Below are 23,910 nucleotides of genomic sequence, written 5' to 3' on the forward strand. Positions count from 1 at the left end.
TCGGTGTGGTAGCAAGTGTCCCCCGGGCCTCAACTATTGCCTTCGCGGAATACCGCGTCCGGCGATCACCTCCCGAGGTGGTCGACCGTACGGCCAGGAGCCCCGTTGTGCCCCGCGCCGAGAGGCGACCGCCACGCCGGCCCTCGACCTGATGCCCCATTCCCACCGCGGTGGGAGTGGGGCATTCTGGTCTCTCCATGGATCTCTACGAAGGACGGTCAGGCGTGGACGAACGGTCCCCCCGGCAGCCGGATTCCTCCGGGCCGATCCCCGGATCGGGTGAGCCCCCGAGATCCGGCACGCGCCCGGAGAACCCCTACCGCATTCCCCAGCCCCCCGAGAGCGCCCGCCCCACCGGCGCCGGAGGGCCCGGCTACGCGCACCCGCGCTCCGCGGACCCTGCCCCGTCCGTTCCCGACGCCCCCGCACAGCCGCAGTCGTGGGAGCCGCGCCCCGACCAGGACGGCTCCGCCGACCACACCGACGGCCCCGGTGAGCACGCAAGCCCCACACGGTCCCATGCGTCCGGACAGTCCCACGCGTCCGGCGGGCAGCACCCCGGCCGCGACGAGGCACCCGCACAGCCCCCCGCGTTCGGCCGACAGGACCCGGCCGGCTACGCAGCACCCGCACAGCCCCAGGCCTCCGGCGGATACCCCGGCCCCGGCGGGCACGGGGCACCCGCACAGCCCCACGCGTCCGGAGGACAGCACCCCGGCGGCGACGGGGCACCCGGACAGCACACCGCTCCCGCGCCCTACGGCGGTCCCGACGCCGACGACGCCTGGGAGGTCCCCGTCCCGGCCGCGAGCGGGCCCGACGGCGCCCTGCCCCCGGGCGAGTCCTGGAGCGCCCCCTCGCAGAACGAGGGCCCCCCGGCCGAGTCCTGGGACGACCCCTACCCGGGCCAACCCGTCCACCAGGGCCAGACCCCCTATCCCGGCAGCCCTCCCCAGCCCTTCGGCGAGCCCGTGCCCGACCGCGGTCCGTACCAGCACGCCGCGGCCGCCGCGCCCGGCGAGCGCCCCGGATCCGACGGCTTCGAGTACCTCTACAGCGGTCCGGGGGGTCCCGGAGGCCCCGGCGGCCCCCAGGGCCCCGGCGGTCCCGGAGGTCCGGGGGGTCCCGACGATGTCGCACACCCGGGCCTCCCGCCCGGCCCGCCGGCCCGCTCGCGGCGCGGTCTGATCATCGGCGCCGTCGCCGCCGTGGTCGTCCTGGTCCTCATCGGCGGCGGGGTCTCCTGGTTCGTGCTGAGCATGCCCGAGCCCGGTGAGGCCACGGCCGAGTACGCCGCCGCCTGGAACGAGCGGGACTACGAGCGCATGGCCGCCGTCACCACGGGCGACGACCCCGCCGAGATCCTGGGCGGCATCGACGCCGGCCTGGGCGTCGAGGGCGTGGACGTCACCGTCGGGGAGCCGACCGCCGAGGGCGACACCGGCACGGCCCCCTACGAGGTGACGGTCTCCCTGGCCAACGCCGACGACTGGGGCTGGGAGGGCGAGCTGCCCCTGGTCCGCCAGGACGGCGAGTGGCTGGTGGAGTTCTCCCCCGAAGCCGCCTATCCCGGCCTGGGCGAGGGCCAGGTACTGGCCCGCACCACGGTGTGGGGCGAGCGCGGACGGATCCTGGCCGCCGACGGCACCCGCCTGGACGAGGCCTCCGGGTCCCTGCAGATGATCGCGGGCTCCCTGGGCGAGGCCACCGCGGAGGACGTCGAGCGGCTCGGCCCGGCCTACAAGGTCGGCGACACCGTCGGCGCCTCCGGGCTACAGCGCACCTACGAGGAACAGCTCGCGGGCGAGGCCGCCACGACCATCGTGATGGTCGACGCCGAGCAGGCCGAGGACCCCGACTCGGTGGAGGCCACCGAGGAGAACACCGTCACGACCCTCGACGGCTCCGACGGCGAGGACATCGTCACGAGCATCGACATGGGCGTCCAGAACGCCGCGGCCAACGCCGTCATCGAATCCAGTGACGACGTGGGCATGGTGGCCCTGCGCCCGTCCACCGGCGAGATCCTCGCCCTGGCGAACGTACCCGGCGGCTTCAACCGGGCCTTCGAGGGCCAGTACCCGCCGGGGTCATCGTTCAAGATCATCACCTACAGCTCGCTGCTGGACAACGGCATGACGACGGGCACCACCATGAACTGCCCCAAGGAGTACGACCTGGGCGGCTGGAACTTCGTCAACGCTGGCGAGGGCGAGTACGGCGCCCAGACGGTGACCGAGGCGTTCGCGACCTCGTGCAACACAGCCCTGGTCGACCAGGTCGGGCAGCGGCTGTCGTCGGACACCCTGAAGGCCAGCGCCGAGCAGTTCGGCATGAACGCGCCGATGGACATCGGCGTGCCCGCCCTCGAACCGAGCTTCCCGGCCGTGGACAGCTCCACCATGCTGGGCGCGCAGAGCATCGGCCAGGGCCAGGTCCTGAGCTCGCCGCTGCACATGGCCACGGTGCCCGCCGCGATCGCCGACGGCTCCTGGCGCCATCCGGTCCTGGTGACCGAGCCGGCGAGCGAAGGCCTTCCCGCGCCCACGCCCATCGCCAACGCGGAGGCCATCCGGCCGATGATGCGCTCGGTGGTCACCGACGGCACCGCCAAGAACGCCGGGTTCCAGGGTGAGGTGTACGGCAAGACGGGCAGCGCCGAGTTCGGCACGCCCGAGGGCGAGGACGACGAGCTGCCCACCCACGCCTGGATGGTCGGCTACAAGGGCGACGTCGCCTTCGCGATCGTGGTGGAGGGCGGTGGCGGCGGCGGTTCCGTGGCCGGCCCGCTGGCCGCCGCGTTCACCAACGCCCTGTGATCCACGCGGTCGGCGGCGCGCACCACGAGCGGCGCCGCCGACCGCGACGGTCCCATGTCCCCGGTGGTCGGCGCCTACCCGCCGTCGGCCGGGGCGCCGTCCTCCGGGTCGGCCTCGACCGGGGCGATGCCGCCGGGCGCGGTGTCCACCGGCTCGTTCGCGGGCGGATCGCCGGTGGCGGGATCCGCTCCGCCCGGATCCGTGGTCTGCGACGTTCCCGCCGGGCTCGGTGTCGTGGAGGGCTGCGGCGCGCTGGGTGTGAGGACGAACAGCAGGACCAGCAGCCCGGCCGTGACCGCGGCGATCAACGCGCACGCCACCCATGGTTTCCAGCTGTTGAGGCCGGGATCGACGGGAGCGTCGGGATCGTCCGAGCCGAAGGCCTCCAGGCGTCCGGCAAGGGCCGGTTCCTCCTCGGAGAGCTGCCGCTCGATCTCCGCGAGGATCCTCCGCTCATGCTCTCTCAGGGACATGGCACCCTCCTCAGCCGCCGGGGGAAGGACTGTCATCACCGGGTGTTGTACAGTCTCCCCCGGCCGGGGCCCAGATATCCAGGAGTCGAGCGGATTTCGGGTGCGGATTCGGTCGGGAGTGACCATCGTCCCGGAGGCGTTCCAGCATGTCGGAGGCCTGTGTCACCTCCCGCAAGGACCTTGGTCCTCATTGCGGGTAGCACTCGACCTCGGAGGCCTTGACCCCCGCCCAGACCGTGTCACCGTGGGTCAGCCCGAGGTCGGCCAGCGCCGCGGGGGTGATGTCGGCGGCCAGCGCGGGCGGCCCCGCCAGGTGGACGCGCACCTGGTCGCCGAAGCGCTCGATCCCGTCCACCGTGGAGCGCCACACGTTGCGCGTACTGCCGTGGGGGTGTTCCCGGTACAGGGCCACCGCGCGCGGCGGGAAGGCCACCAGGGCCGGGCCCCCGCACGGCTCCCGGACCGCCACCCGGGTCGGCCCGCCGCCGTCGCCGTGCCCGTCCCGGCCGTCCAGGACGACCGCCTCCCCCTCGCCCCGGCCGCGGAAGAGGTTCAGGCCCACCAGCCGGGCCACGTAGGCGGTGCGCGGACGCCGGGCCACCTCGGAGGGCGCCCCCTCCTGCACGGCCCGGCCCGACTCGATCACCGCGATGCGGTCGGCGAGCACCATGGCCTCCAGCGGGTCGTGGGTGACCAGAACCGTCACTCCGTCGAATCCCTCCAGAAGGTGGCGCAGCCGGGACCGGACGCCGATGCGCGTGCTGGCGTCCAGCGCGGCCATCGGCTCGTCCAGCAGCAGCATCCGCGGCCGCACCGCCAGGGCGCGGGCCAGGGCGACCCGCTGTGCCTGGCCGCCGGAGAGGTGCCGGGGACGGCTGTGCGCGTACTCGGACAGGCCCATGTCGCCGAGCAGCGCGGCGGCGCGGGCGCGTGCCTGCGCCTTGGTCGCCCCCTGGCAGCGCGGCCCGAAGGCGACGTTGTCCAGCGCGTTCATGTGCTCGAAGAGCAGGTAGTCCTGGAAGACCATGCCGATCGGGCGGTCTTCGACGGCGGTGGAGGTCTCGTCGCGGCCGTCGAGGCGCACGTGTCCGCCGGTGAGGGGCACCAGGCCCGCCAGAGCGCGCAGCACGGAGGACTTGCCCGCGCCGTTGGGCCCCAGCAGCGCCAGGACCTCCCCCGGCGCCGCCGTCAGGCGCACGTCGAGGGTGAAGCCGCCCAGGCGCGCGCGCAGCGCGGCGTCGAGCCCGTGCGCCGCCCGCCCCGGGGTGGCCGCCGGGGACGGGCCGGGTCCGGGCTTCCCGGCGGATACCTCCCGGCTCATCGGGCGTTCACCCACCTCTCGCGCAACGTGACCAGCACGGCCAGGGACACCAGGAGCAGCACCAGGCTCAGCACGATGGCGGCCTCCGGGTCGCGCTGCATGGCGATGTACACCGCCAGCGGCATGGTCTGGGTGGTGCCGGGGAAGTTCCCGGCGAAGGTGATGGTGGCGCCGAACTCGCCCAGGGCCCGCGCCCAGCACAGAGCGGCCCCGGCCGCGATCCCGGGCAGGACCATCGGCAGGGTGACCCGGGCGAAGACGGTGGCGCGGCTCGCACCCAGGGTGGCGGCGGCCTCCTCGTAGCGGCGGTCGGCCCCGCGCAGGGCACCCTCGACACTGATGACCAGGAAGGGCATGGCGACGAACACCTGGGCGATGACGACCGCGGTCGGAGTGAAGGGGAGGGTCAGCCCGAACCAGGCGTCCAGGTACCGACCGACCAGCCCGTTGCGGCCCAGCACCAGCAGCAGCGCGACGCCGCCCACCACGGGCGGGATCACCAGGGGGACGGTCACCAGCGCCCGCACGAAGCGGCGCCCGGGGAACCGCGTGCGCGCCAGCAGCCAGGCCAGGGGGACGCCGAACAGCAGGGAGACCGCGGTGGCGGCGCTGGCGGTGGACAGCGACAGCCACAGTGCGGAGAGCACGGCGGGGTCGGTGACGCGCGCGCCCATGGTGGGCCAGGGGGCTCGGACCAGGAGCCCGGCGAAGGGCAGGACCAGGAAGAGCACGCCGACCACCGCGGGGACGACGAGGATCCAGGGGGTGCGTCCGGAACGGACGCGCCGCACGCGCCAGCCCCGGCGGGGCGTCACGGTGGTCACGGCGTACCGAAGCCGGCGTCGTCCAGGACGGCCGATCCGGTCTGGGAGGTGACCGCATCGATGAAGGCCGCGGCCAGTCCGGGGGCCTCGGAGGTGGCCGGGACGCCGATCGGGTAGTCGTTGACGGCTTCCTCCGCCTCCGGGAAGTCCAGCCCCTCGACCCGGCCGTCGGCGGCGATGACGTCGCTGGCGTAGACCAGACCGGCGTCCACCTCGCCCAGCTCGACCTTGGTCAGGACCGCCCGGACGTCCTCCTCCAGGGTGACCGGGGTGACCTGGACTCCGGACGCCTCCATCGCGGTCCGGGTCGCCGCCCCGCAGGGCACGTCCTCCGCGCAGAAGGCCACCTGGACGCCGTCCTCGGCCAGGTCGGCCACGCTCCCGATCCCGGCGGGGTTGTCGGGAGGCACGGCGATGCGCAGGGTGTTGGTGGCGAAGACCAGTCCGTTCTCGCCGTGTTCGGCCGCCCAGGCGGAGTCCAGTCCCTCGCCCTGCACGACCTGGGCCATGGTGGAGGTGTTGGCGGAGGCGAACACGTCCGCGGGCGCCCCGGAGTTGATCTGCTGGGCCAGCTCACTGCTGCCCGCGAAGCTGAGGGTGACGTCGACTCCGGGGTGCTCTTCCTCGAAGCTCCCGGCGATCCCGGTGAAGACGTCGGTGAGGGAGGCGGCGGCCAGCACGGTGAGTTCTCCGCTGAGCCCGTCGCCGGTACCGGCGGTGTCCTGGGCCCCACAGGCGGTCAGGCCCAGCAGTGCGGCGGCCGGCACGGCGAGCACACCGCGGGCGGGGCGCACGGGCCGGGCGCGTCGGGGGGCGGTCTCACGCATGGTGGTCTCCGGCCGTTTCGATGATGACGTTGGTGGACTTGACCACCGCCGTGGCCAGGCTGCCCTCCTCCAGACCGAGTTCGTCGGCGGCCTCCCTGCTCATCAGGGAGACCACCCGGTGCGGTCCGGCCTGGATCTCGACACTGGCCATGACCTGGTCGCGCACCACGTTGGTGACCAGCCCCCGGAAGCGGTTGCGAGCCGAGGAGAGCCGCAGCCCGGGGTCCTCGTCGGCTCCGGCACGCATGAAGGCGGCGAGTTCGGCGCCATCGAGGTGACGGTGGCCGGAGCCGTCGCGGTCGGCGGCCAGGCGTCCGGCGTCCACCCAGCGCCGCACGGTGTCCGCGCTGACACCGAGGAGGTCGGCGGCCTCACCGATCTGGAAGGTGGGCATGGGAACAACCTACTCTTCGCAGTTGCGATGGAACGATGGTCTTTTGCCTAGCAGATCATAAGCATAGCGCCGCGTCTTCGTCGGATATGCCAGGAACACACAGGAAGGGGCCCGCGCCCGCCGCCGTGGGCTCTGGCGGTGGGCGCGGACCCCGGGGGACCCGCGTGGAGGCGCTCAGGTCAGCTGCGAGGGTCGGCGACCTCGCTGATCGGGCCCTCGGCACGGTAGGCGTCCAGGGCGGTGACCACGTATCCGGCGCCGTCCGCCACCGGGGCGGTGTCGGTCAGGGCGCTCTCCCCCGTCACCCCGACCAGGTTCCCGGGCGCGACCGCGGCGCAGTGGGCCTCCTCCGAGGCGGGGTCGAGCCCGTCCAGGCCGCCCTCGGGAAGGCGGTAGACGGCGTAGAAGCGGGCGTCGTCGCGGGCCTGCCAGGTGACCTCGACCCGGTCCTTGTCCTCCTGCGCGCTCACGCCCTCGACGGCGCCGGTGAGCAGGCCCTCGGCGGAGTCGACGCGGACCGGCAGCGCGGGGCGGGTGTAGTGGGCCTCGCGCAGGCCCTCGACGGCCTCGGCGTTCTCGCGCAGGCTCTTGATGGAGAAGAACACGTCCCCGGCGACCTGGTCCAGGGCACCGGAGTAGTCGAGCTGGCGGCTCAGCGCGTCCGCCCCGGTCCAGCCGTCCTCGCCCAGGCGGTAGGCGGCCTGGCCGACGTAGAGGTCCACGCCGGTGCCCTCGACCTCGTGCGCCCACCAGTCGGCCAGGGCCTCGTAGTCGGCGTTGTCGAACCCGCGCTCCCAGTACAGCTGCGGCGCGACGTAGTCGACGGTGCCCTCCTGGATCCAGGTGCGGGTGTCGGCGTACTGGGCGTCGTAGGACTCCAGGCCCGAGGTCGGCGAGCCGCTGCCGTCGGTGGAGTCGTTGCGCCAGATGCCGAACGGGGAGACCCCGAAGCTCACCCAGGGCTTGGACTGCTGGATCTGGAAGTGCACGTCCCGCATGAGCTGGTCGACGTTGTCGCGGCGCCAGTCGGCCCGGGAGTCGAAGTCGCCGCCGTGCTCCTCCCAGCTGGCGTCGTCGTCGAAGTCCCCGCCGTCCTTGGGGTAGGGGTAGAAGAAGTCGTCGAAGTGCACGCCGTCGACGTCGTAGCGGTCGACGACGTCCATGATCACGGCCGTCACCCACTCGCGGACCTCGGGGATGCCGGGATCGAGGTAGCCCTCGTCGCCGTAGTCGACCAGCCAGTCGGGGTTCTCCTTGACCGGGTGGTCCTCGGAGAGGTTCTCGATGTCGGGGTCCTGGAAGCCGACGCGGTAGGGGTTGAACCAGGCGTGCAGTTCCAGCCCGCGCCGGTGGGCCTCCTCGACCGCGTACCGCAGGGGGTCGTAGCCGGGGTCGCCGCCCTGCTCCCCGGTGAGGTAGCGGGCCCAGGGCTCCAGGTCGGACTCGTAGACGGCGTCCGCGGTGGGCCGGGTGTGCAGGAACACGGCGTTGAGCCCCATGTCCACGGCGTCGTCGAGGTAGGCGTCCAGCTCCTCGCGCTGTTCGCGGCCCGACAGCCCGGGCTCGGAGGGCCAGTCGATGTTGCGGACGGTGGTGAGCCAGGCGCCGCGCATCCTCTGCTTGTCGCCGTCGGTCCCGCACTGGACGGGCGCGGTGCCCACCGCCCCGTCCGCGGCCTCCTCACCGCCGCCACCGCCGCCGGACAGGGTGCAGCCGGAGGCCAGGACGGCGGTCGCCGCGGCGATCGCCGTCCACCGTGCCGCCGTGGTGGACGGGGTCACCACGCGTGCGACTGATCGCATCAAGACTGCTTCCTCCAGGGCCGGTTCGCGGCGCGCCTGGGGCGGCGCACCGCGAACCAGAGTAAGGCAAGATGTCAAGTTTCGGACACGATTCCGGCAAACTATGGAAATCGCAGCAGCGAGTCGTTTTGAGGTCGTCTGGGTACGGATGCACGTTTCCGGAACCCGAGGGCGTCCCGGTCGAGCGACGTTCTAGACTCGGTACCCGTGAACGCCGACCTCAGCCCGCCCGCACTGCACGTCCGCACCGTCGCCCTGCGCTCCGACACCGACAGCCTGGTCCGCCACCTGCCCGCCGGGGCGCCCCTGGCCTGGCTGACCGGCGAGGACGGCCTCGTGGCCTGGGGCCGGGCGGCACGGCTGGACCTGCCGGGGCGGCCCGACGCCGCGGACCCCACCGACACCTCCCGCTTCACCGACGCCGCGCGCTGGACCGAGGCCCTGACCGCCAAGGCCGTGGTCGAGGACGAGGTCGCCCTGCCCGGAACGGGCCTGGTCACCTTCGGCACCTTCACCTTCACCCCCTCCTCCGACGGCTCCGCCCTCGTGGTCCCCCGCGTCCTCATCGGGCGGCGCGACGGGCGCACCTGGCTGACCACCGTCACCGACACGCCCGGCGCCCACCCGCCGGAGCTGCTGCACCCCACCCCGGAGCCGCGCCCGATCGGCCCGTTGACCTGGACCGAGGGTTCACTGGGCCGCGAGGAGTGGAAGTCGGTGGTGGCCGACACCGTCGAACGCATCAGGACCGGCGACATGGACAAGGCGGTCCTGGCCCGCGACGCCGTCGCCGAGGCCGCCTCCGCCATCGACGTGCGCACACTGCTGGAACGGCTGCGCCGCCGCTTCCCCAGCTGCTTCACCTTCTCCGTGGACGGCATGGTGGGCGCCACCCCCGAACTGCTGCTGCGCCTGGAAGGCGACCGGTTCACCTCACTGGTGCTGGCCGGAACCCGCCCGCGCGGAGAGGACCCGAACTCCGACCGCGCCCTGGCCGAGGACCTGATGTCCTCGGCCAAGGACGTGGAGGAGCACGGCCTGGCGGTGGACTCGCTGCGCACGGCCCTGGAGCCGCTCAGCGAGGAGCTGTCCGTCCCCGCCTGGCCGCACCTGCTGCAGCTGGCCAACGTGCAGCACCTGGCCACCCGCGCCCACGCGCGCCTGTCCCCCGGGGTCTCGGCGCTGGACGCGGTGGCGGCCCTGCACCCCACCGCTGCGGTCGGCGGAACACCCACCGCGGCGGCGATGCGGCTGATCGCCGACGTGGAGGGCATGGACCGGGTCGGCTACGCCGGCCCCGTGGGCTGGCTCGACGGCGCGGGCAACGCCGAATGGGGCATCGCGCTGCGCTCGGCGCGTCTGGAGGGCGCGCGGGCCCGCCTCTTCGCCGGATGCGGCATCGTCGCCGGGTCCGATCCGGAGTCGGAGGCGGCCGAGACAGAGTCGAAGTTCCGGGTCATGCGCGAGGCGCTCACCGACCCGGCCGACTGAGCGCGCACCCCCTGTCACACGACGGAAACCCCGCCCCGCTACCCTCACGCCATGCGCATCGAACACGCCCGCTGGGACGACCCCGACGCCCAGGCCCTGCGCGCCCTGCAGCGCACCGAGATCGCCGAGCGCTACGGCACGCCCGACTCCGAGCCCGGTGCCGCGCCCTCGGCCGCGGACATCGCGCTGTTCGTCCTGGCCCGCGAGGCCGACGGCACCGCGGTGGGCTGCGGCGGTCTGCGCCGGCTGGACGGGGCCGGTGGCGAGATCAAGCGCATGTACGTGCGCCCCGAGCGGCGCGGCTCGGGCGCCGCGCCCCTGATCCTGGCGGCGCTGGAGGACTGGGCCCGCGAGCGGGGCTGGAAGGCGCTGCGCCTGGAGACCGGCGACCGCCAGCCCGACGCCGTGCGGTTCTACACCCGGTCCGGTTACACGCCGATCCCTCCGTTCGGCGCCTACGCCGACGAACCGTCGTCGCTGTGCTTCGAACGGATCCTCTGACGCGCGGGAGCGCGCACGGGCCGGTTCCGGGCGTGTGACCCCCGCCCCCCGGAACCGGCCCGGTGCGTCCCGTGCCACGCACGGGACGCACCGGTTGGCAGCGGCCGCCTACTGGCCGATGTCGCGGCCGGCCCTGTGCCAGATGCAGGCCACCGACGGGCGCGGGAAGTCCCCGTCGGGCCACACGCTGGTGGGCGACTCGAAGGTGCCGTCGTCGCCCGGGTGCTGCGGGGCGAGGAAGACGGTCTTGTTGTCCCCGGTGATGAAGGGGCCGCAGGCCTCGGCACGGTGCGGCACCGTGGCGAACGTCTTCAGCTCACCGCGGAAGCGGCCCTCGACCGGCATGACGTGCAAGGCGTCGGCCGTGCCCAGGGAGCCGGGCTGGCCGTCGGTGGAGATCCACAGGTTGCCGTGCTTGTCGAAGGCCAGGTTGTCCGGCGCCGAGATCGCCATGACCTTGGACTTGTCGAAACCCGCGTAGTAGGTGTCGTCGTCCTCGGGGTCGCCGCACACCAGCGGCACGTTCCAGCCGAAGGCGGTGGCCGCGTTGTCCCCGCCCTCCTCGACGATCTCCAGGATGTGGCCGTAGCGGTTGGGGCCGCGCGGGTTGGGCTCGTCGGCCTGGCCGGGCTCACGGGCGGAGTTGTTGGTCAGCGCGCAGTAGACCTTGCCGGTGACCGGGCTGGGCTCGAAGTCCTCGGGACGGTCCATCTTGGTGGCGCCCGCGGCATCGGCGGCCAGGCGGGTGTACACCAGCACCTCGGCGACGCTGAAGCCGTCCACGAAGCTCTCGGTGGCGTTGCACAGGGCGATCCACTCGCCGGTGCCGTCGAACTCACCGTCGGAGGGCAGCGTGCCGGAGCCGTCGAACTCCTCGGCCGGGCTGTTGCCGGTGAGCTTGGCGACGTAGAGCGTGCCCGAGTCGAGCAGGGTCATGTTGTGCCGGCGCGAACCCTCGACGTACCGGCCGTCGCTGACGAACTTGTACATGTAGTCGAAGCGCTCGTCGTCGCCCAGGTAGACCACGACCCGGTCGTCGGCCGCCAGGATGGTGTTGGCGCCCTCGTGCTTGAAGCGGCCCAGCATGGTGCGCTTGACCGGCGCGGCCTGGGGGTCGAGCGGGTCGATCTCGACGACGTAGCCGAAGCGGTTGGCCTCGTTGGGGTGCTTGGACAGGTCGAAGCGCTCCTCGACCCGGTCCCAGCGGCGGCTGGAGGCACCGGTGCGCAGACCGTAGCGGTTGGTCTCGGGGGTGCCGGGCGCGTGGCCGAAGTACTGGTTGAAGTTCTCCTCACCGCTGAGGAAGGTGCCCCAGGGCGTCATGCCGCCCGAGCAGTTGTTGAGCATGCCCAGGACCTCGGTACCCGACGGGTCGGCCTCGGTCTTGAGCAGGTCGTGGCCGGCGGCGGGACCGGAGAGGACGAAGGGGGTGCCGGTGTGGATGCGCCGGTTGAAGGCGCGCTCGCCCTCGGAGAGCTTCCACTGCCCGCTGCGGCCCACCCGCTCGATCTCCACCAGGGAGCCGCCGTGCGCGGCCATGGTGACCCGGATCTGCTCCGGGTCGGCGTCGGCGCCACCGGTGTACCCGGCGAACATGATGCGCTCGTTGGTGTACTCGTGGTTCACCCACAGCAGGCCGTGGTCGTCGTCGAGCTGGTGCAGGCCGACGTAGTCGCAGTTGTACCCGAACTGCTGGGCCTGGGCCTCGGCGGTCTGGGCGTTGACGTCGAACTCCGGGGCGCCGGGCAGGACCGGGTCGCCCCAGCGCACGATGACGTGCTGCTCGTATCCGCGGGGGACGGTGAGCGCGTCCTCGTTGTTGGGCAGGACGTTGCGGAACGTCAGGCGGGGCGAGGGGTGGGGGCGGTTCGGTCGGCGGTCGGCCATGGCCGGGGCCAGGGCCGACAGCCCCAGCGCGCCCGCCCCGGCGGTCACGGCTCCGGTGCGCAGCGCGGAACGGCGCGAGAGGGCCTTCTGGAAGATGTCACCGAAGTAGGCGTTGCCGCTGGTGTTGGGAGCCGGGTGGAAACAGGCGTCGCCGCAGCGGTAGTGACACGTCGCGCGGGATCGGCCACCGCCGACCTGGCCCAGGAGCGGCAGGAGGCGACGTTGGGGCGCGGATTCGGGCACGCGATACTCCTTGGGGATCGTGACTGCTCCCACGCGCCCACCGGGTACGGGTGGCCGGGTCGGGGCGTGCGGGTGATCGGCCGGCAGAGGGTTCCACCAGCCGATCCTGACCTTGGCCGAGGTTTCACACGCAGGGGTGAAACCAGGGTGAACGCACCGACAACTCCGACACATCCCTCACACGGTCACACGTCATCGCCGCCTGAGCACTCACCGTCGCCCTCGATCGCGATGATGACGCGCCCGTGCGCCCGACGCCAGACCCCACGCCCGTCTTCGTCCACCGGCCGGGGCGCGGCGGACACGCCCCGCTCCACGGCGGCGCGGCCCGCGGCGACCGGGGCCGGGCCCCCTACTCGCGGACCGGGGCCCGCGCCTCCGCGTGCGCGTCGGCGCCGTCCGCGCCCAGGCCCGCGAGCAGGCGCAGGGCGTCCTCGGAGGGACTGCCCTCGGGCGCGGACAGCACCAGCAGCTCCATGCCCGACCCGTCCGGCAGCGCGAAGTTCTCCTGGTGCAGTTCCAGCAGTCCGACCAGCGGGTGCCGGTACGCCTTGCGTCCGTGCGCGCGGGCGCGCACTTCCGCACGGGCCCACAGGCGGCGGAAGCGTTCGCTGCCCATCGCCAGCTCCCCCACGAGCGAGGCCAGGCGGGGGTCGTCGGGGTACTTGCCGGCGGCCAGGCGCAGGTGCCCGACCACGTCGAGGGTGCACTGCTCCCAGTCCGCGTACAGGCCGCGCTCGGCCTCCTCCAGGAAGATGTGCCGGGCGGTGTTCAACCCCGCCACCGGTCGGCCGTAGAGGAGCCCCGCCAGGCGGTTCCCGGCGAGCACGTCCAGACGGTGGTTCGTGATCAGCGCGGGTGCGTCGGCGACCAGGGCGAGGACGCGCAACAGCTCCGGCCGGACCCGCCGCCCGCCCGGCGCGCTCACCCGGCGCCGGCCCTGCCGGGCGAGCCGGTGGACGTGCCCGCGTTCGGTCTCGTCCAGTCCCAGCACCCGCGCGAGCGCGTCCAGCACCTGCTCGGAGGGCTGCTTCGCACGGCCCTGCTCCAGGCGCACGTAGTAGTCCACGCTCACACCGGACAGGTGCGCGACCTCCTCACGGCGCAGCCCCGCCACCCGGCGCCGGCTGTCGGTGGGGATGCCCACGGACGCCGGATCGACCCGGGAGCGCCGGGTCCGCAGGAAACCCGCGAGATCGTCCATGCCCCCAGTATGGCCTCGGCCGCGCCCGGCAGGGTGGCCCTGCCGGTACCAGGAAGTCCCGTCCGACGGACGGGGCGCCCCTGAACACCGGGGCCCGCGGCACCCAGGATCGAAGGCACCCGATCCGAAGGAGTTCCCATGAAGACGCTGATCGTCTACGCCCACCCGGAGCCGCGGTCGCTCAACGGCTCACTGAAGGACCTCGCGGTCTCCACCCTGGAGGGCGCCGGACACCAGGTGCGGGTGAGCGACCTGTACGCGATGGACTGGAAGGCGTCGGCGGACGCCGCGGACTACGGCACCGCCGCCTCCCGCCCGCTCAAGGTCGCCCGGGACTCCGGCCGCGCCTTCGACACCGGAACACTCACCCCCGACGTACGCGCCGAGCAGGAGAAGCTGCTGTGGGCCGACACCGTCCTCTTCCAGTTCCCGCTGTGGTGGTACACCGTGCCCGCGATCCTCAAGGGCTGGGTGGACCGGGTGTTCACCCACCGCTTCGCCTACGGCGTGGGCGAACACAGCGGCACCAGGTACGGCGACCGCTTCGGCGAGGGCACCCTCGCCGGCCGCCGGGCCCTGCTGTCGGTGACCGCCGGGGGACCGGAGTCGCACTACGCCGCGCGCGGGATCAACGGCCCCATGGACGACCTGCTCTTCCCCCTCCACCACGGCGTCCTCTACCACCCGGGCATGGACGTGCTGCCGCCGTTCGTGGTCTACGGCGCCGACCGGATGACGGCCCAGGACTACTCGGACGCCGCCGAGGGCTGGCGACAGCGCCTGCTCACCCTGGGGACGACCGAGCCCATCGCGTTCCGGCCGCAGAACCACGGCGACTACGAGATCCCCTCCCTGCGCCTGAGGGAGGGACTGGAGCCCGCCGGCCGCACGGGCTTCGGGCTGCACGTGCGCGGCTAGCCGCGAGAGCCGACCGGTCCGTGCGCGAGGAGGCGGCAGCTGGTGAACGCCGCCCAGGTGATCCCGGGCAGCACCTCCTCGCGCAGCCGGTCCAGGGTGGCCGGCCCCCGCGCGATGGACACGGCCGCGGTGATCCCCGCGGCCGCGAGCTCCTCCGCCGGGACCGAGACACGTCCGGCGATGACCACCACGGGGCGGTCGGCGGGGGTGAGGCGCCGTACGGCGTCGACCACCTTGCCCGCCAGGGACTGGCTGTCGAAGGAACCCTCACCGGTGAGGACCAGGTCGGCCCGGGAGAGCAGCTCCTCGGCGCCCAGCACCTCGGCCACCATCCGCGAGCCGGGCACGAGCTCGGCGCCCAACAGCGCCGCCAGCGGCGCGGGCAGCCCCCCGGCGGCCCCCGCCCCCGCCAGATCGCGCACGTCGGTCCCGCTCACCTGGGCGAGCACGTCGGCCAGACGGCCCAGCCCCGCGTCCAGCACACGCACGTCCTGCGGGGTGGCGCCCTTCTGCGGCCCGAAGACGGCCGCCGCGCCCCGTTCCCCGACCAGGGGGTTGGTGACGTCGCAGGCGATCCGCCAGCGCACCGAGCGCGCGCGCCGGTCCAGGCCCGACAGGTCCAGGCGGTCCAGCTCGCTGAGGCTCCCCCCGCCCTCGGGCAGCTCCGAACCGTCCCGCGCCAGCAGGCGTGCCCCCAGCGCCGCGAGCAGGCCGGCGCCGCCGTCGGTGGTCGCCGAGCCGCCGATACACAGCAGGATCTCCGCCACGCCCGCGTCCAGCAGGGCCGTGACCAGCGGACCCAGACCACGGGTGCTCGCGGTCAGCGGCCGCAGGGGCACGTCGTCCACCAGGGGCAGCCCGTTGGCCTCCGCGGCCTCGATGACACCGGTCCGGCCGTCGGGGGACAACCCGTAGCGGGCGCGCACGGGACGGCCCAGCGCGTCGGTGGTCTCCACGGTGTGCGCGCCGGTGCCCCAGGCGCCGAGCAGCGCGTCGAGGGTGCCCTCACCGCCGTCGGCGAACGGCAGGACGTCGATGTCGGCCTTCATGCCGAGCCCCGTGAAGGCCTCCTCGGCCCCCTGGGCCATCGCGGCCGCCACCTCCACGGCGCGGGCGCTGCCCTTGAAGGAGTCCGGGACGACGGCGACGCGGACCCGTGGTACCTCGTCGGTGGTGTGCGGTACGTGCGACATGCAGCCGATCCTAAACACGCCGACCGTGCGATTCGACAGTGAACTGCCCAAGGTTCCTGGGGATCAGCGGTCACTCTATGTGCGAACCGCCCAGTGCGTCGCGAGCGTACATCGCCATCTGCAGCGTGGTCAGGTGGTCGGGGCGGCGCGGGTCCAGCCCCGTCACCGCCCGGATCCTCTCCACCCGCTGGAGCAGGGTGTTGCGGTGGACGTAGAGCGCGTCGGCCGCCGCCTGCATGGACGTCGTCGAGGCCGCGGCCAGGACGGTGCGCCGCTGCGCCCCGTTCAGGAGCACGACCCGCCCGGCCAGGCGGGCGAGACTGCGCGCGGGCAGGTGGGCGACGGCCACGGCGACGGCCCGCGACCACGGCCCGGTCTCCCCCGCCGCCGGGATCAGCCCGGCGTACCGGCACAGCGCCCGCGACTCCTCCGCGTCGGCCAACAGCACGTCGACCTCGCTCGTGGGCTCGGTCCGGGTGTGGCGGCCCTCCTCTGGCAGGCCGAGCGCGCGGGATGCGGGCACGGCGCCGGACCCGACCGCCCACAGGGCGCCGTGCAGGACGGCCGCCCGGTGGCCGGCGTCGGCGTTGATCCGGGCCGCAGCCCTCTCGGAGGACTCCGGCGGCGCGGCGGAGCCGTCCGCGCGCGCCTCGGCGGCCGCCCACAGGGCCAGCGACCAGGGCGGAGCCAGCCCGGCGGCGGCCAGCCTGGCCCGGGCGGCCCCCCGCTCGGCCGTGCCCGAGGTCAGGGCCGCGATCAGGTCGCGGGCCTCGGTGTGGCGGCGGGTCACCGCGTCCTGGTCACGGCTCTGGACGACCAGGAGCTGGACGGTCAGCGCGACGACCCTGGCCAGGGGCGCGACCTCGCGGGGGTCCCCCGTCACCCCGACGACCCCGCACAGCTCACCGTCGATGACCAGGGGCTCGTTGGCGCCGGGCCGGTCGGAGCCCTCCCGCCCGCGGGAGGTGACGAGCACACCGCGCCCCTCGGCGATCACCCGCTGGGCGCCCCTGTGCAGTGTGCCGATCCGGGAGGGATCCAGGCAGGCGATGATCGTGCCGTGCTCGTCCATCACGTTGATGTTGTGGCTGATCGTCGGGGCGATGAGGTCGACCACGCGCTGGGCGATCTCACCGCTCAACGGGGCCCGACGCGAGTGTTCGGCCATGGCCCCCAGGATAGGCCCGTGCCCCCTCGGCACCCGCCCTCGCGCCCTTCGGGCCGACCGGCCCGACCCGAGCGCCCCGCCCGAGGCGCCGCGCTCACAGCATCCGGGGGAAGCGCAGGGTGCCGCCCTCGTCGGCGACCTCCACGTCGGCGAAGTCGAACGCCGGAGAGGTCACGCACGTGGACAGGTTCTCCTCACCCGTCAGGGGGCGGGAGGTCTGCCAGGTACCCGCCGGAACCAGCACCTGCAGGTGCTGGCCCGCCTCGATGTGCGGCCCCAGGGTGAAGCGCTGCTCCACCTCCGGCTCGGGCCCCGCGCCCCCCAGTTCGATGAGCACCGGACCGCCCCGGTCGAAGGACCACAACTGCGCCGAACGCAGCCGGTGCCACCGGCACCGGTCCCCCCGGTTGAGCAGGAACTGCAGACCCGAAGCCGTCTCGCGCGGGCCGTCATAGCCCTCCGGGTGCACGGTCACACCACTGCGCCAGGTGACCTTGAACCACCCGCCCTCAGGATGCGGGAGCAGGTCCAGCGCCTCGGCCGTGGGACCGCGCTGGTCGACCGCGGTGAACACCCCCGGCGGCTCGCGGCGCAGGTAGCGCACGCCCACCACGGCCTCACGCGGGATGGGCCCGTAGATGTGCGGGAAGAGCACCGACGCGTCCACACCCTCCAGCACGCCCTGCCCCCGGGCGGGTGCCGCCGGCTCCCAGCGCACCTCCCGGCCCAGGCGCACGGTGTCCACCACGAGCACGCAGTAGGGCTCGCTTGCCTTGCTGTAGAGGGAATTGGCCACCGCCAGCACCGTGTGCTCGTTGGGCGAGGCGTGCACGAACCCGTCGGTGTGCAGACTGTCGGGCTCCAGATCACCGGTACCGGTCCGCCAGCGGGCCAGCTCCGTCATGTGCAGCACGTAGTTCACGACCGCTCACCTCACTGCGTGTGCACCACGGGACGCGGCGACCGCACCGGTCCCCTTGGACACGTCCTTCCCCTGGGTGAGGCACCGCAACCCGGACGATCAGGTGGTCGGGCTCACAGCACGCCCTCGACCGCCTCGTCCACCGCCGCCTGGACCCGGCGGCGCAGCACCGCGCTGTCGGTGCGCGCGGTCTGCACCTCGATCACCCGCAGCCCCTCCCCCAACAGGGCCTTGGGCAGGTCCGTCGCCCACTCCAAACGGGTGTAGGGCAGGTCCGCGACCGCGGCCACCCGCTCCATCGACACCCCGTGCGGGGTACCGAAGACCCGCTCGAAGTCGGGGTGGCCCGCCTGCTCCAGGCCGGAGAAGATCCCGCCGCCGTCGTTGTTGACGACGACCACGGCCAGGTCGGGGCGCGGTTCGCCCGGTCCGATCACCAGCCCGTTCTGGTCGTGCAGCATCGCCAGGTCGCCCAACAGGGCATAGGCCTGCCCGCCCGTGCCATCGGCCTGGTGCGCCAACGCGGCACCGATCGCGGCGGAGACCGTACCGTCGATCCCGCTCACACCCCGGTTGCCCACCAGGCGCACACCGCACCGCGCCCGCATGGTCGCGTCCAGGTCGCGGATGGGCATGCTGGAACCGGCGAACAGCAGCGACCCGGCCGACACGTGCGAGACGAGGTCGCGGGCGAGCCGCATCTCACTGAGCGCCTCGTCGGCGTCCAGGACCGTGTCCACGGCGGTACGCGCCGCCGCCTCGGCACGGAACCACCACCGCGACCAGTCCGTTCCCACCGGCCCGTCCAGGTCCAGTCCCCCGGGGGCGGCGACGGCGGCCACCACGTCGGTGGCGGTGCGCGCGGGGTCGGAGAAGGCGTTGGCCAGCGAGGCCGAGGGATCGCCGATCGCCCCGGCGGTCACGACCACGTGGCGCTCGGCACGGCGCAGGTAGGCCAGGATCTGCCGGGACAGGTTGGGCCGCCCCACGCTCACGACCAGCTCCGGCGCGGGCCCGGCCGCGAAGCCCGGCGAGGCCAGCAGCTGCCGGTAGGTGGAGACCGCTCCCGCCCGGCGGGCGTTGGAGGTGGGTTCGGCCAGCAGCGGCCACCCCGTGAGCTCGGCCAGCGCCAGGAACGGCACCGGGTCGTAGTCGCCGTCACCGCACACGATGACGCCGCGCTCGACCGCGGGCAGGGTGAAGGGCACGGGCTCCGCGCACGGGCCCGGACGGCCGATCCACGGGCGGCCCAGGTCCCGGCCCTCCAACGGCTCGGTCCAGGCCGGAGCGCCGGTGCCCGGTTCGTCGGGGGTCAAGGGGTCGCGGAAGGCCACGTTCAGGTGGACCGGACCAGGACGGCCGCCCAGGGCCGCGGCCCAGGCGCGACACGACAGCGAACGCCAGTAGGCGACCATCCCCGGCACCGGGTCGGGAGTGCCGACCTCGGCGAACATGCGCACCGCACCGCCGTACAGGCCGATCTGGTCCGCCGTCTGGTTGGCGCCGGTCCCGCGCAGCTCCGGCGGGCGGTCGGCGGTCAGCACCAGCAGCGGCACCCCGCTCTCGCTCGCCTCCATCACCGCGGGATGGAAGTTCGCCGCGGCCGTACCGGACGTGCACACCACCGCCACGGGCCGCCGGGACACACGGGCCAGGCCCAGCGCGAGGAAGGACGCCGAACGCTCGTCCACGCGCACGTGGACGCGGACCTCGGGGTGGGCGACCAGGGCCAGCGCGAGGGGCGTCGAGCGCGACCCCGGCGAGACCACGGCCTCGGACAGCCCGCAACGGGCCAGTTCGTCGACGAGGACCCGCGCCAGGGCGGTAGACGGATTCATGAACACGCTTTCATTCGTCGTGGTGTGCACCAAGTATCCCCGCGCGATGGCGGACCCGCGCACGGGCCCCGCTCCGGCAGGGACGGCCCCGCTCCGGCCCCCACCCGGTCACGGGGGCGCGATGGCGCCGCGCCACCGCCGCGCGGGCCGGTCCCGCCGCCGGTATCGGCACGGCCAAGACCACGCCACGCCCGCTCCACCGTCGCACCACGTACCAGTCAACCCGCTCATACCGCCGCTGGCGAGCACCGGCGGATGTCGGTCCGCGCACACCCGGGCGTGTCCCGCGCCTCCGTTCACACCCCTGGTCAGCACCCGAGCGGGGCCGGTCACCCCGCCTCGGACTACTCCCGACCCGCCTCGCGGGCCTGCTCGGCCCGCACCCGCCAGGCGGCGGCGTCGATCTCGACCCCGCGCAGCCGTTCCTCGTCGACCTCTACCGCCCGGACCGGCAGGAACCCCTCCCGGGGCAGCAGCGGATCGGCCGTGACGTCGGCGGTGAGCATCTGCGCGGTCGCCAGACCGCACGCGTAGGGCAGGTCAGGCAGAGCCGCGGCCAGGGCCACACCCGCCGCCAGACCCACCGAGGACTCCACGGCGCTGGAGACCACCACCGGCAGACCGCACGCCTCGGCCACGCGCAGCGCGGCGCGCACACCGCCCAGCGGCTGCACCTTGAGCACCACGATGTCGGCGGCGCCCGCGGCACTGACCCTCAGCGGGTCCTCCGCCTTGCGGATCGACTCGTCGGCGGCCACCGGGACATCGACGCGGCGCCGGACCAGAGCCAAGTCCTCCAGGCTCGCGCACGGCTGCTCGACGTACTCCAGGTCGAACCGGTCCAACTCGCGCACCATGCGCACCGCGGTGTCGACGTCCCAACCGCCGTTGGCGTCCACGCGCACCCGGCCCGAGGGGCCCAGGGCCTGGCGGACGGCCTCCACCCGGGCGATGTCCTGCCCCGGGTCCTGTCCGCGTTCGGCGACCTTCACCTTGGCGGTCGCGCACCCCCCGGCGGCCACGATCCGCGCGGCCCCCTCCGGGCCGACCGCGGGGACCGTGACGTTGACCGGCACCCGGTCGCGGACCGGCTCGGGCCAGCCCTGGTGGGCCGCCTCATGGCAGGCCGCCCACCAGCGCGAGGACTCGCGCGGACCGTACTCGGCGAAGGGGGAGAACTCGCCCCACCCGGCCGGCCCGCGCACGAGCAGGCCCTCGCGGACGGTGATGCCGCGGAACCGGTTGCGCAGGCCCACCGCGAACGCCCGGGACCCGGCGAGAGACCCCGCCGGGTCGGCGGCGGGCCAGGTCACGGGCGGCGCGGGAACTGGTCGAACTCCGGACGGCGCTTCTCCTTGAAGGCGTCGCGCCCCTCCTGGGCCTCCTCGCTCATGTAGTAGAGCATCGTGGCGTCGCCGGCGAACTGCTGCATCCCGGCGGCGCCGTCGCTGACGGCGTTGATGGCGCCCTTGAGCATGCGCAGGGCCAGCGGGGACTTCTCCAGGAGCTCACGCGCCCACTGCACGGTCTCCTTCTCCAGGTCCGCCAGCGGCACGACGGTGTTGACCATGCCCATGTCCTGCGCCTCCTGGGCGCTGTACTGGCGGCACAGGTACCAGATCTCGCGGGCCTTCTTCAGGCCGACGGTCTCGGCCAGCAGCCAGGAGCCGTACCCGCCGTCGAAGGAGCCGACCTTGGGACCGGTCTGCCCGAACTTGGCGTTGTCGGCGGCGATGGTCAGGTCACAGCAGACCTGGAGCACGTTGCCGCCGCCGATGGACCACCCGGCGACCATGCAGATGACCGGCTTGGGCAGGCGGCGGATCTGCACCTGCAGGTCCAGCACGTTGAGGCGGCCGATGCCCTGCTTGGCGACGGCGTCGTCACCCATGTAGCCGTCATCGCCGCGGATCTTCTGGTCGCCGCCCGAGCAGAAGGCCTGGTCGCCCGCACCGGTGAAGATGATCACACCGACCTCGGAGTCGTCGCGGGCGATGTTGAACGCCTGCTGGAGCTCGAACAAGGTCTGCGGCCGGAAGGCGTTGTGCCGCTCCGGCCGGTTGATCGTGATCTTGGCGATGCCCTCCGCGGTCTCGTAGATGATGTCGGAATACTCGCCCGACCGCTGCCAGTCGATCACGCTGCTCACGGCTTCTGCTTCTCCTCACGGGGACACTGGGGACGGCGCGGACGCGGCCGCGAGGCCGCGTCCAAGCGTCAACCCTACGCATTCTGCCAGGCGGGGTGGCCGCGCACGGCATGCCCCCGCCCACCGAGGCCCGAGCTCCCGCGGAGCAGGGAGGGGCATACCCTGTCCCCGTGGCACGTGTGAGAGCAGCAGACGCGGTGGAATCACAGGCGCCCGGCCCCGGTCCGGGACGCCCCCTCCAGGCACTCGTCGGGCTGGCGCCCGACGAGATCGGCCGCCGCGTGGCCCGGGCCCTGCGGGGCCGGGGCCCGGCCCTGCTGCCCGTCCCCGCCGGCACGCCCCAGGCGCGGGTGCGGGACCTGCTCGCCGCGATGCGCCCGGAGTCGGTGCGCACGCCCCAGGGCGTCACGGCCCTGAAGGGCGGCGTGCCCGCGCTCACCGACACCGCGCTGGTCATCACCACCTCCGGTTCCACCGGCCTGCCCAAGGGCGTGGAGCTGTCCGCGGCCGCGCTGCGCGCCTCCGCGCTGGCCTCGGTGGAGCGCGTGGGCGCGGCGCCGGGCGATCGGTGGCTGTGCGTCCTGCCCGCGGGGCACATCTCCGGCCTGCAGGTGATCATCCGGGCACTGGTCACCGGGACCGAGGCGGTGCACGCCGACTTCGACACGCAGGGTGTGGCGGAGCTGGCGCGCGAACTGGGTCCGCACGTGTCCCTGGTCCCCACCCAGCTGCGGCGCCTGCTGGCCGCCGGCACCGACCTCGCGGACCTGGGCACCGTCCTGCTCGGCGGCGCCGCCGCCGAACCCGACCTGCTGGAGCGGGCCCGCCGGGCCGGGGCGCGGGTGGTGACCACCTACGGCATGAGCGAGACGTGCGGGGGCTGTGTCTACGACGGTGTTCCCCTGGACGGGGTACGGGTGCGGCTGGAGTCGGACTCGCCCGGGGAACCGGGCCGGATCCTGGTGGCCGGGCCGGTGCTGTTGAGCGGGTACCGGATGCCGCCCGGCACCCGCGCCCCCGGAGCGCTGGAGCGCGACGGGGACGGTGTGACCTGGCTGCGCACCAACGACCTGGGGTGCTGGGAGGCCGACGGGCGCCTGTCGGTCCTGGGCCGGATGGACGACGTGGTCAACTCGGGCGGGCACAAGGTGGTCCCCGGCCAGGTCAACGCGCTGGTGGCCGAACACCCGGCGGTCGCCGAGTCGGTGGTCGTGGGCCGCGCGGACCCGGAGTGGGGGGAGCGGGTCAGCGCCGTGGTGGTACCGACCGACCCGCGTCGGCCGCCGTCGCTGCAGGAGCTGCGCGACTGGGTGCGCGAGCGGTTGCCCGCCTACGCGGCGCCGCGCGAGCTGGAGGTCCGCGAACGCCTGCCGCTCCTGGCGTCGGGCAAGCCGGACCTGGTGGCGCTGCGCACACCCAAGGACTGAGCACGACCCGTCCCGGCCGGCGGGGATCCGCCCGGCCCGCGGGGCGATCCGCGGGCCCGCCACGTCCGGCCCGTCCACCCCTGTCGCGGACGCGGGGGGCGCCACCACGCGAATCGGCGTTTACCGGTGCACTCCGTTCCCGTGGGACCCTGTCGGCTACAGGTGTCGCGGTCACCTCCGCCGGCACTGCCGGAATCACGTGTGAGCTGGGGGCCCCGCGCCCTTGGCGGCGGTGTCGGGCCACGGTCGCCCCGAGCCGTGTCCGGTAGGCGGGGAACTTCCGGAAGGTCCCCGACGTCTACTTGTGTATCCGGTCCTTCGGCCCCTCTTCCCAAGGAGGTCCGCAGTTGGCGACAGCCATCGGTCCACTCGCACCAGGCCCTGCGCCCTCCGCCGCGGCCGGTTCCCAGCGCGGGCCGCGCACGCGGCAGCGGACGGCGCCCTTTACCCGCTCGACTCCGCGCCCGGCCACTTCCCACACCGTGATTTACGCCACTCTCGCTGATATC

19 protein-coding genes are annotated in these 23,910 nt (G+C 73.9%); 5 read left to right on the forward strand and 14 right to left on the reverse strand.

Annotated elements, in window-relative coordinates; genetic code table 11:
• Positions 1-224: 224 nt before the first annotated feature.
• Positions 225-2,819 carry a penicillin-binding transpeptidase domain-containing protein gene (locus M1P99_RS26535; protein ID WP_304455316.1) on the forward strand — a complete coding sequence of 865 codons (2,595 nt, stop codon included), beginning with the start codon at positions 225-227 and terminating at the stop codon, positions 2,817-2,819.
• 74 nt (positions 2,820-2,893) lie between these two features.
• Here M1P99_RS26535 and M1P99_RS26540 read toward each other — a convergent pair whose 3' ends face one another.
• From M1P99_RS26540 to M1P99_RS26565, 6 genes are all read right to left on the reverse strand, one after another.
• Positions 2,894-3,292 (reverse strand): DUF3040 domain-containing protein, encoded by a 399-nt coding sequence (locus tag M1P99_RS26540; protein WP_304455317.1) that lies wholly within the window; start codon positions 3,290-3,292, stop codon positions 2,894-2,896.
• Positions 3,293-3,479: 187 nt separating this feature from the next.
• Positions 3,480-4,613 (reverse strand): sulfate/molybdate ABC transporter ATP-binding protein, encoded by a 1,134-nt coding sequence (locus M1P99_RS26545; protein WP_304455318.1) that lies wholly within the window; start codon positions 4,611-4,613, stop codon positions 3,480-3,482.
• A complete protein-coding gene (locus tag M1P99_RS26550; RefSeq protein WP_304455319.1) occupies positions 4,610-5,437 on the reverse strand; it encodes an ABC transporter permease in 828 nt (275 codons plus the stop codon). The genes M1P99_RS26545 and M1P99_RS26550 overlap by 4 nt, the downstream gene beginning before the upstream one ends.
• Positions 5,434-6,264 (reverse strand): molybdate ABC transporter substrate-binding protein, encoded by an 831-nt coding sequence (gene modA, locus M1P99_RS26555; protein ID WP_304455320.1) that lies wholly within the window; start codon positions 6,262-6,264, stop codon positions 5,434-5,436. Before modA ends, M1P99_RS26550 begins: the two co-directional genes overlap by 4 nt.
• Positions 6,257-6,658 carry a molybdopterin-binding protein gene (locus M1P99_RS26560; RefSeq protein WP_304455321.1) on the reverse strand — a complete coding sequence of 134 codons (402 nt, stop codon included), beginning with the start codon at positions 6,656-6,658 and terminating at the stop codon, positions 6,257-6,259. The genes modA and M1P99_RS26560 overlap by 8 nt, the downstream gene beginning before the upstream one ends.
• 179 nt (positions 6,659-6,837) lie before the next feature.
• Positions 6,838-8,460: a glycoside hydrolase family 10 protein gene (locus tag M1P99_RS26565; protein ID WP_304455322.1), complete on the reverse strand. Its 1,623-nt coding sequence runs from the start codon at positions 8,458-8,460 to the stop codon at positions 6,838-6,840.
• 207 nt (positions 8,461-8,667) lie between these two features.
• On the opposite strand from M1P99_RS26565, the gene M1P99_RS26570 reads away from it, so the two are divergent.
• Positions 8,668-9,951, forward strand: a complete 1,284-nt coding sequence (locus M1P99_RS26570; RefSeq protein ID WP_304455323.1) for an isochorismate synthase MenF — start codon at positions 8,668-8,670, stop codon at positions 9,949-9,951.
• 51 nt (positions 9,952-10,002) lie between these two features.
• Positions 10,003-10,452: a GNAT family N-acetyltransferase gene (locus M1P99_RS26575; protein WP_304455324.1), complete on the forward strand. Its 450-nt coding sequence runs from the start codon at positions 10,003-10,005 to the stop codon at positions 10,450-10,452.
• Between the two features lie 108 nt (positions 10,453-10,560).
• Here the strand turns inward: M1P99_RS26575 and M1P99_RS26580 are convergent, their stop codons facing one another.
• Both M1P99_RS26580 and M1P99_RS26585 read right to left on the reverse strand, forming a co-directional pair.
• Entirely contained in the window at positions 10,561-12,582 is a 2,022-nt protein-coding gene (locus M1P99_RS26580; RefSeq protein ID WP_304455325.1) for a PhoX family phosphatase, read from the reverse strand.
• 352 nt (positions 12,583-12,934) lie between these two features.
• Positions 12,935-13,786, reverse strand: coding sequence for a helix-turn-helix transcriptional regulator (locus tag M1P99_RS26585; RefSeq protein ID WP_304455326.1), 852 nt, complete (start codon positions 13,784-13,786; stop codon positions 12,935-12,937).
• Positions 13,787-13,924: 138 nt separating this feature from the next.
• Between M1P99_RS26585 and M1P99_RS26590 the strand changes: the two genes are divergently transcribed.
• The gene (locus tag M1P99_RS26590) at positions 13,925-14,704 is read left to right on the forward strand and encodes an NAD(P)H-dependent oxidoreductase (protein WP_304455327.1); all 780 of its coding nucleotides are present in this window, start codon (positions 13,925-13,927) and stop codon (positions 14,702-14,704) included.
• Here M1P99_RS26590 and M1P99_RS26595 read toward each other — a convergent pair.
• From M1P99_RS26595 to menB, 6 genes are all read right to left on the reverse strand, one after another.
• Positions 14,701-15,897: a glycerate kinase gene (locus M1P99_RS26595; protein ID WP_304455328.1), complete on the reverse strand. Its 1,197-nt coding sequence runs from the start codon at positions 15,895-15,897 to the stop codon at positions 14,701-14,703. The two genes, M1P99_RS26590 and M1P99_RS26595, sit on opposite strands and share 4 nt — an antisense overlap.
• Positions 15,898-15,967: 70 nt before the next feature.
• Positions 15,968-17,065 (reverse strand): sugar diacid recognition domain-containing protein, encoded by a 1,098-nt coding sequence (locus tag M1P99_RS26600; RefSeq protein ID WP_304455329.1) that lies wholly within the window; start codon positions 17,063-17,065, stop codon positions 15,968-15,970.
• A gap of 94 nt (positions 17,066-17,159) precedes the next feature.
• Complete coding sequence (locus M1P99_RS26605; protein ID WP_304455330.1) at positions 17,160-17,987, reverse strand: cupin domain-containing protein; 828 nt, start codon at positions 17,985-17,987, stop codon at positions 17,160-17,162.
• Positions 17,988-18,100: 113 nt separating this feature from the next.
• On the reverse strand, positions 18,101-19,825 hold the full coding sequence (gene menD, locus M1P99_RS26610) for a 2-succinyl-5-enolpyruvyl-6-hydroxy-3-cyclohexene-1-carboxylic-acid synthase (RefSeq protein ID WP_304455331.1): 1,725 nt from the start codon (positions 19,823-19,825) through the stop codon (positions 18,101-18,103).
• A gap of 344 nt (positions 19,826-20,169) precedes the next feature.
• Complete coding sequence (locus M1P99_RS26615) at positions 20,170-21,138, reverse strand: o-succinylbenzoate synthase (RefSeq protein WP_304455332.1); 969 nt, start codon at positions 21,136-21,138, stop codon at positions 20,170-20,172.
• Positions 21,135-21,974: a 1,4-dihydroxy-2-naphthoyl-CoA synthase gene (gene menB, locus M1P99_RS26620; RefSeq protein ID WP_304455333.1), complete on the reverse strand. Its 840-nt coding sequence runs from the start codon at positions 21,972-21,974 to the stop codon at positions 21,135-21,137. The genes M1P99_RS26615 and menB overlap by 4 nt, the downstream gene beginning before the upstream one ends.
• A 254-nt stretch (positions 21,975-22,228) precedes the next feature.
• Here menB and M1P99_RS26625 point away from each other — a divergent pair, with 254 nt between their 5' ends.
• Positions 22,229-23,401, forward strand: a complete 1,173-nt coding sequence (locus M1P99_RS26625) for an AMP-binding protein (RefSeq protein ID WP_304455838.1) — start codon at positions 22,229-22,231, stop codon at positions 23,399-23,401.
• Positions 23,402-23,910: the final 509 nt, after the last annotated feature.

Origin of the sequence: Nocardiopsis sp. YSL2 (assembly GCF_030555055.1) — a bacterium.
In the GTDB taxonomy this organism is placed as follows: Bacteria; Actinomycetota; Actinomycetes; order Streptosporangiales; family Streptosporangiaceae; genus Nocardiopsis.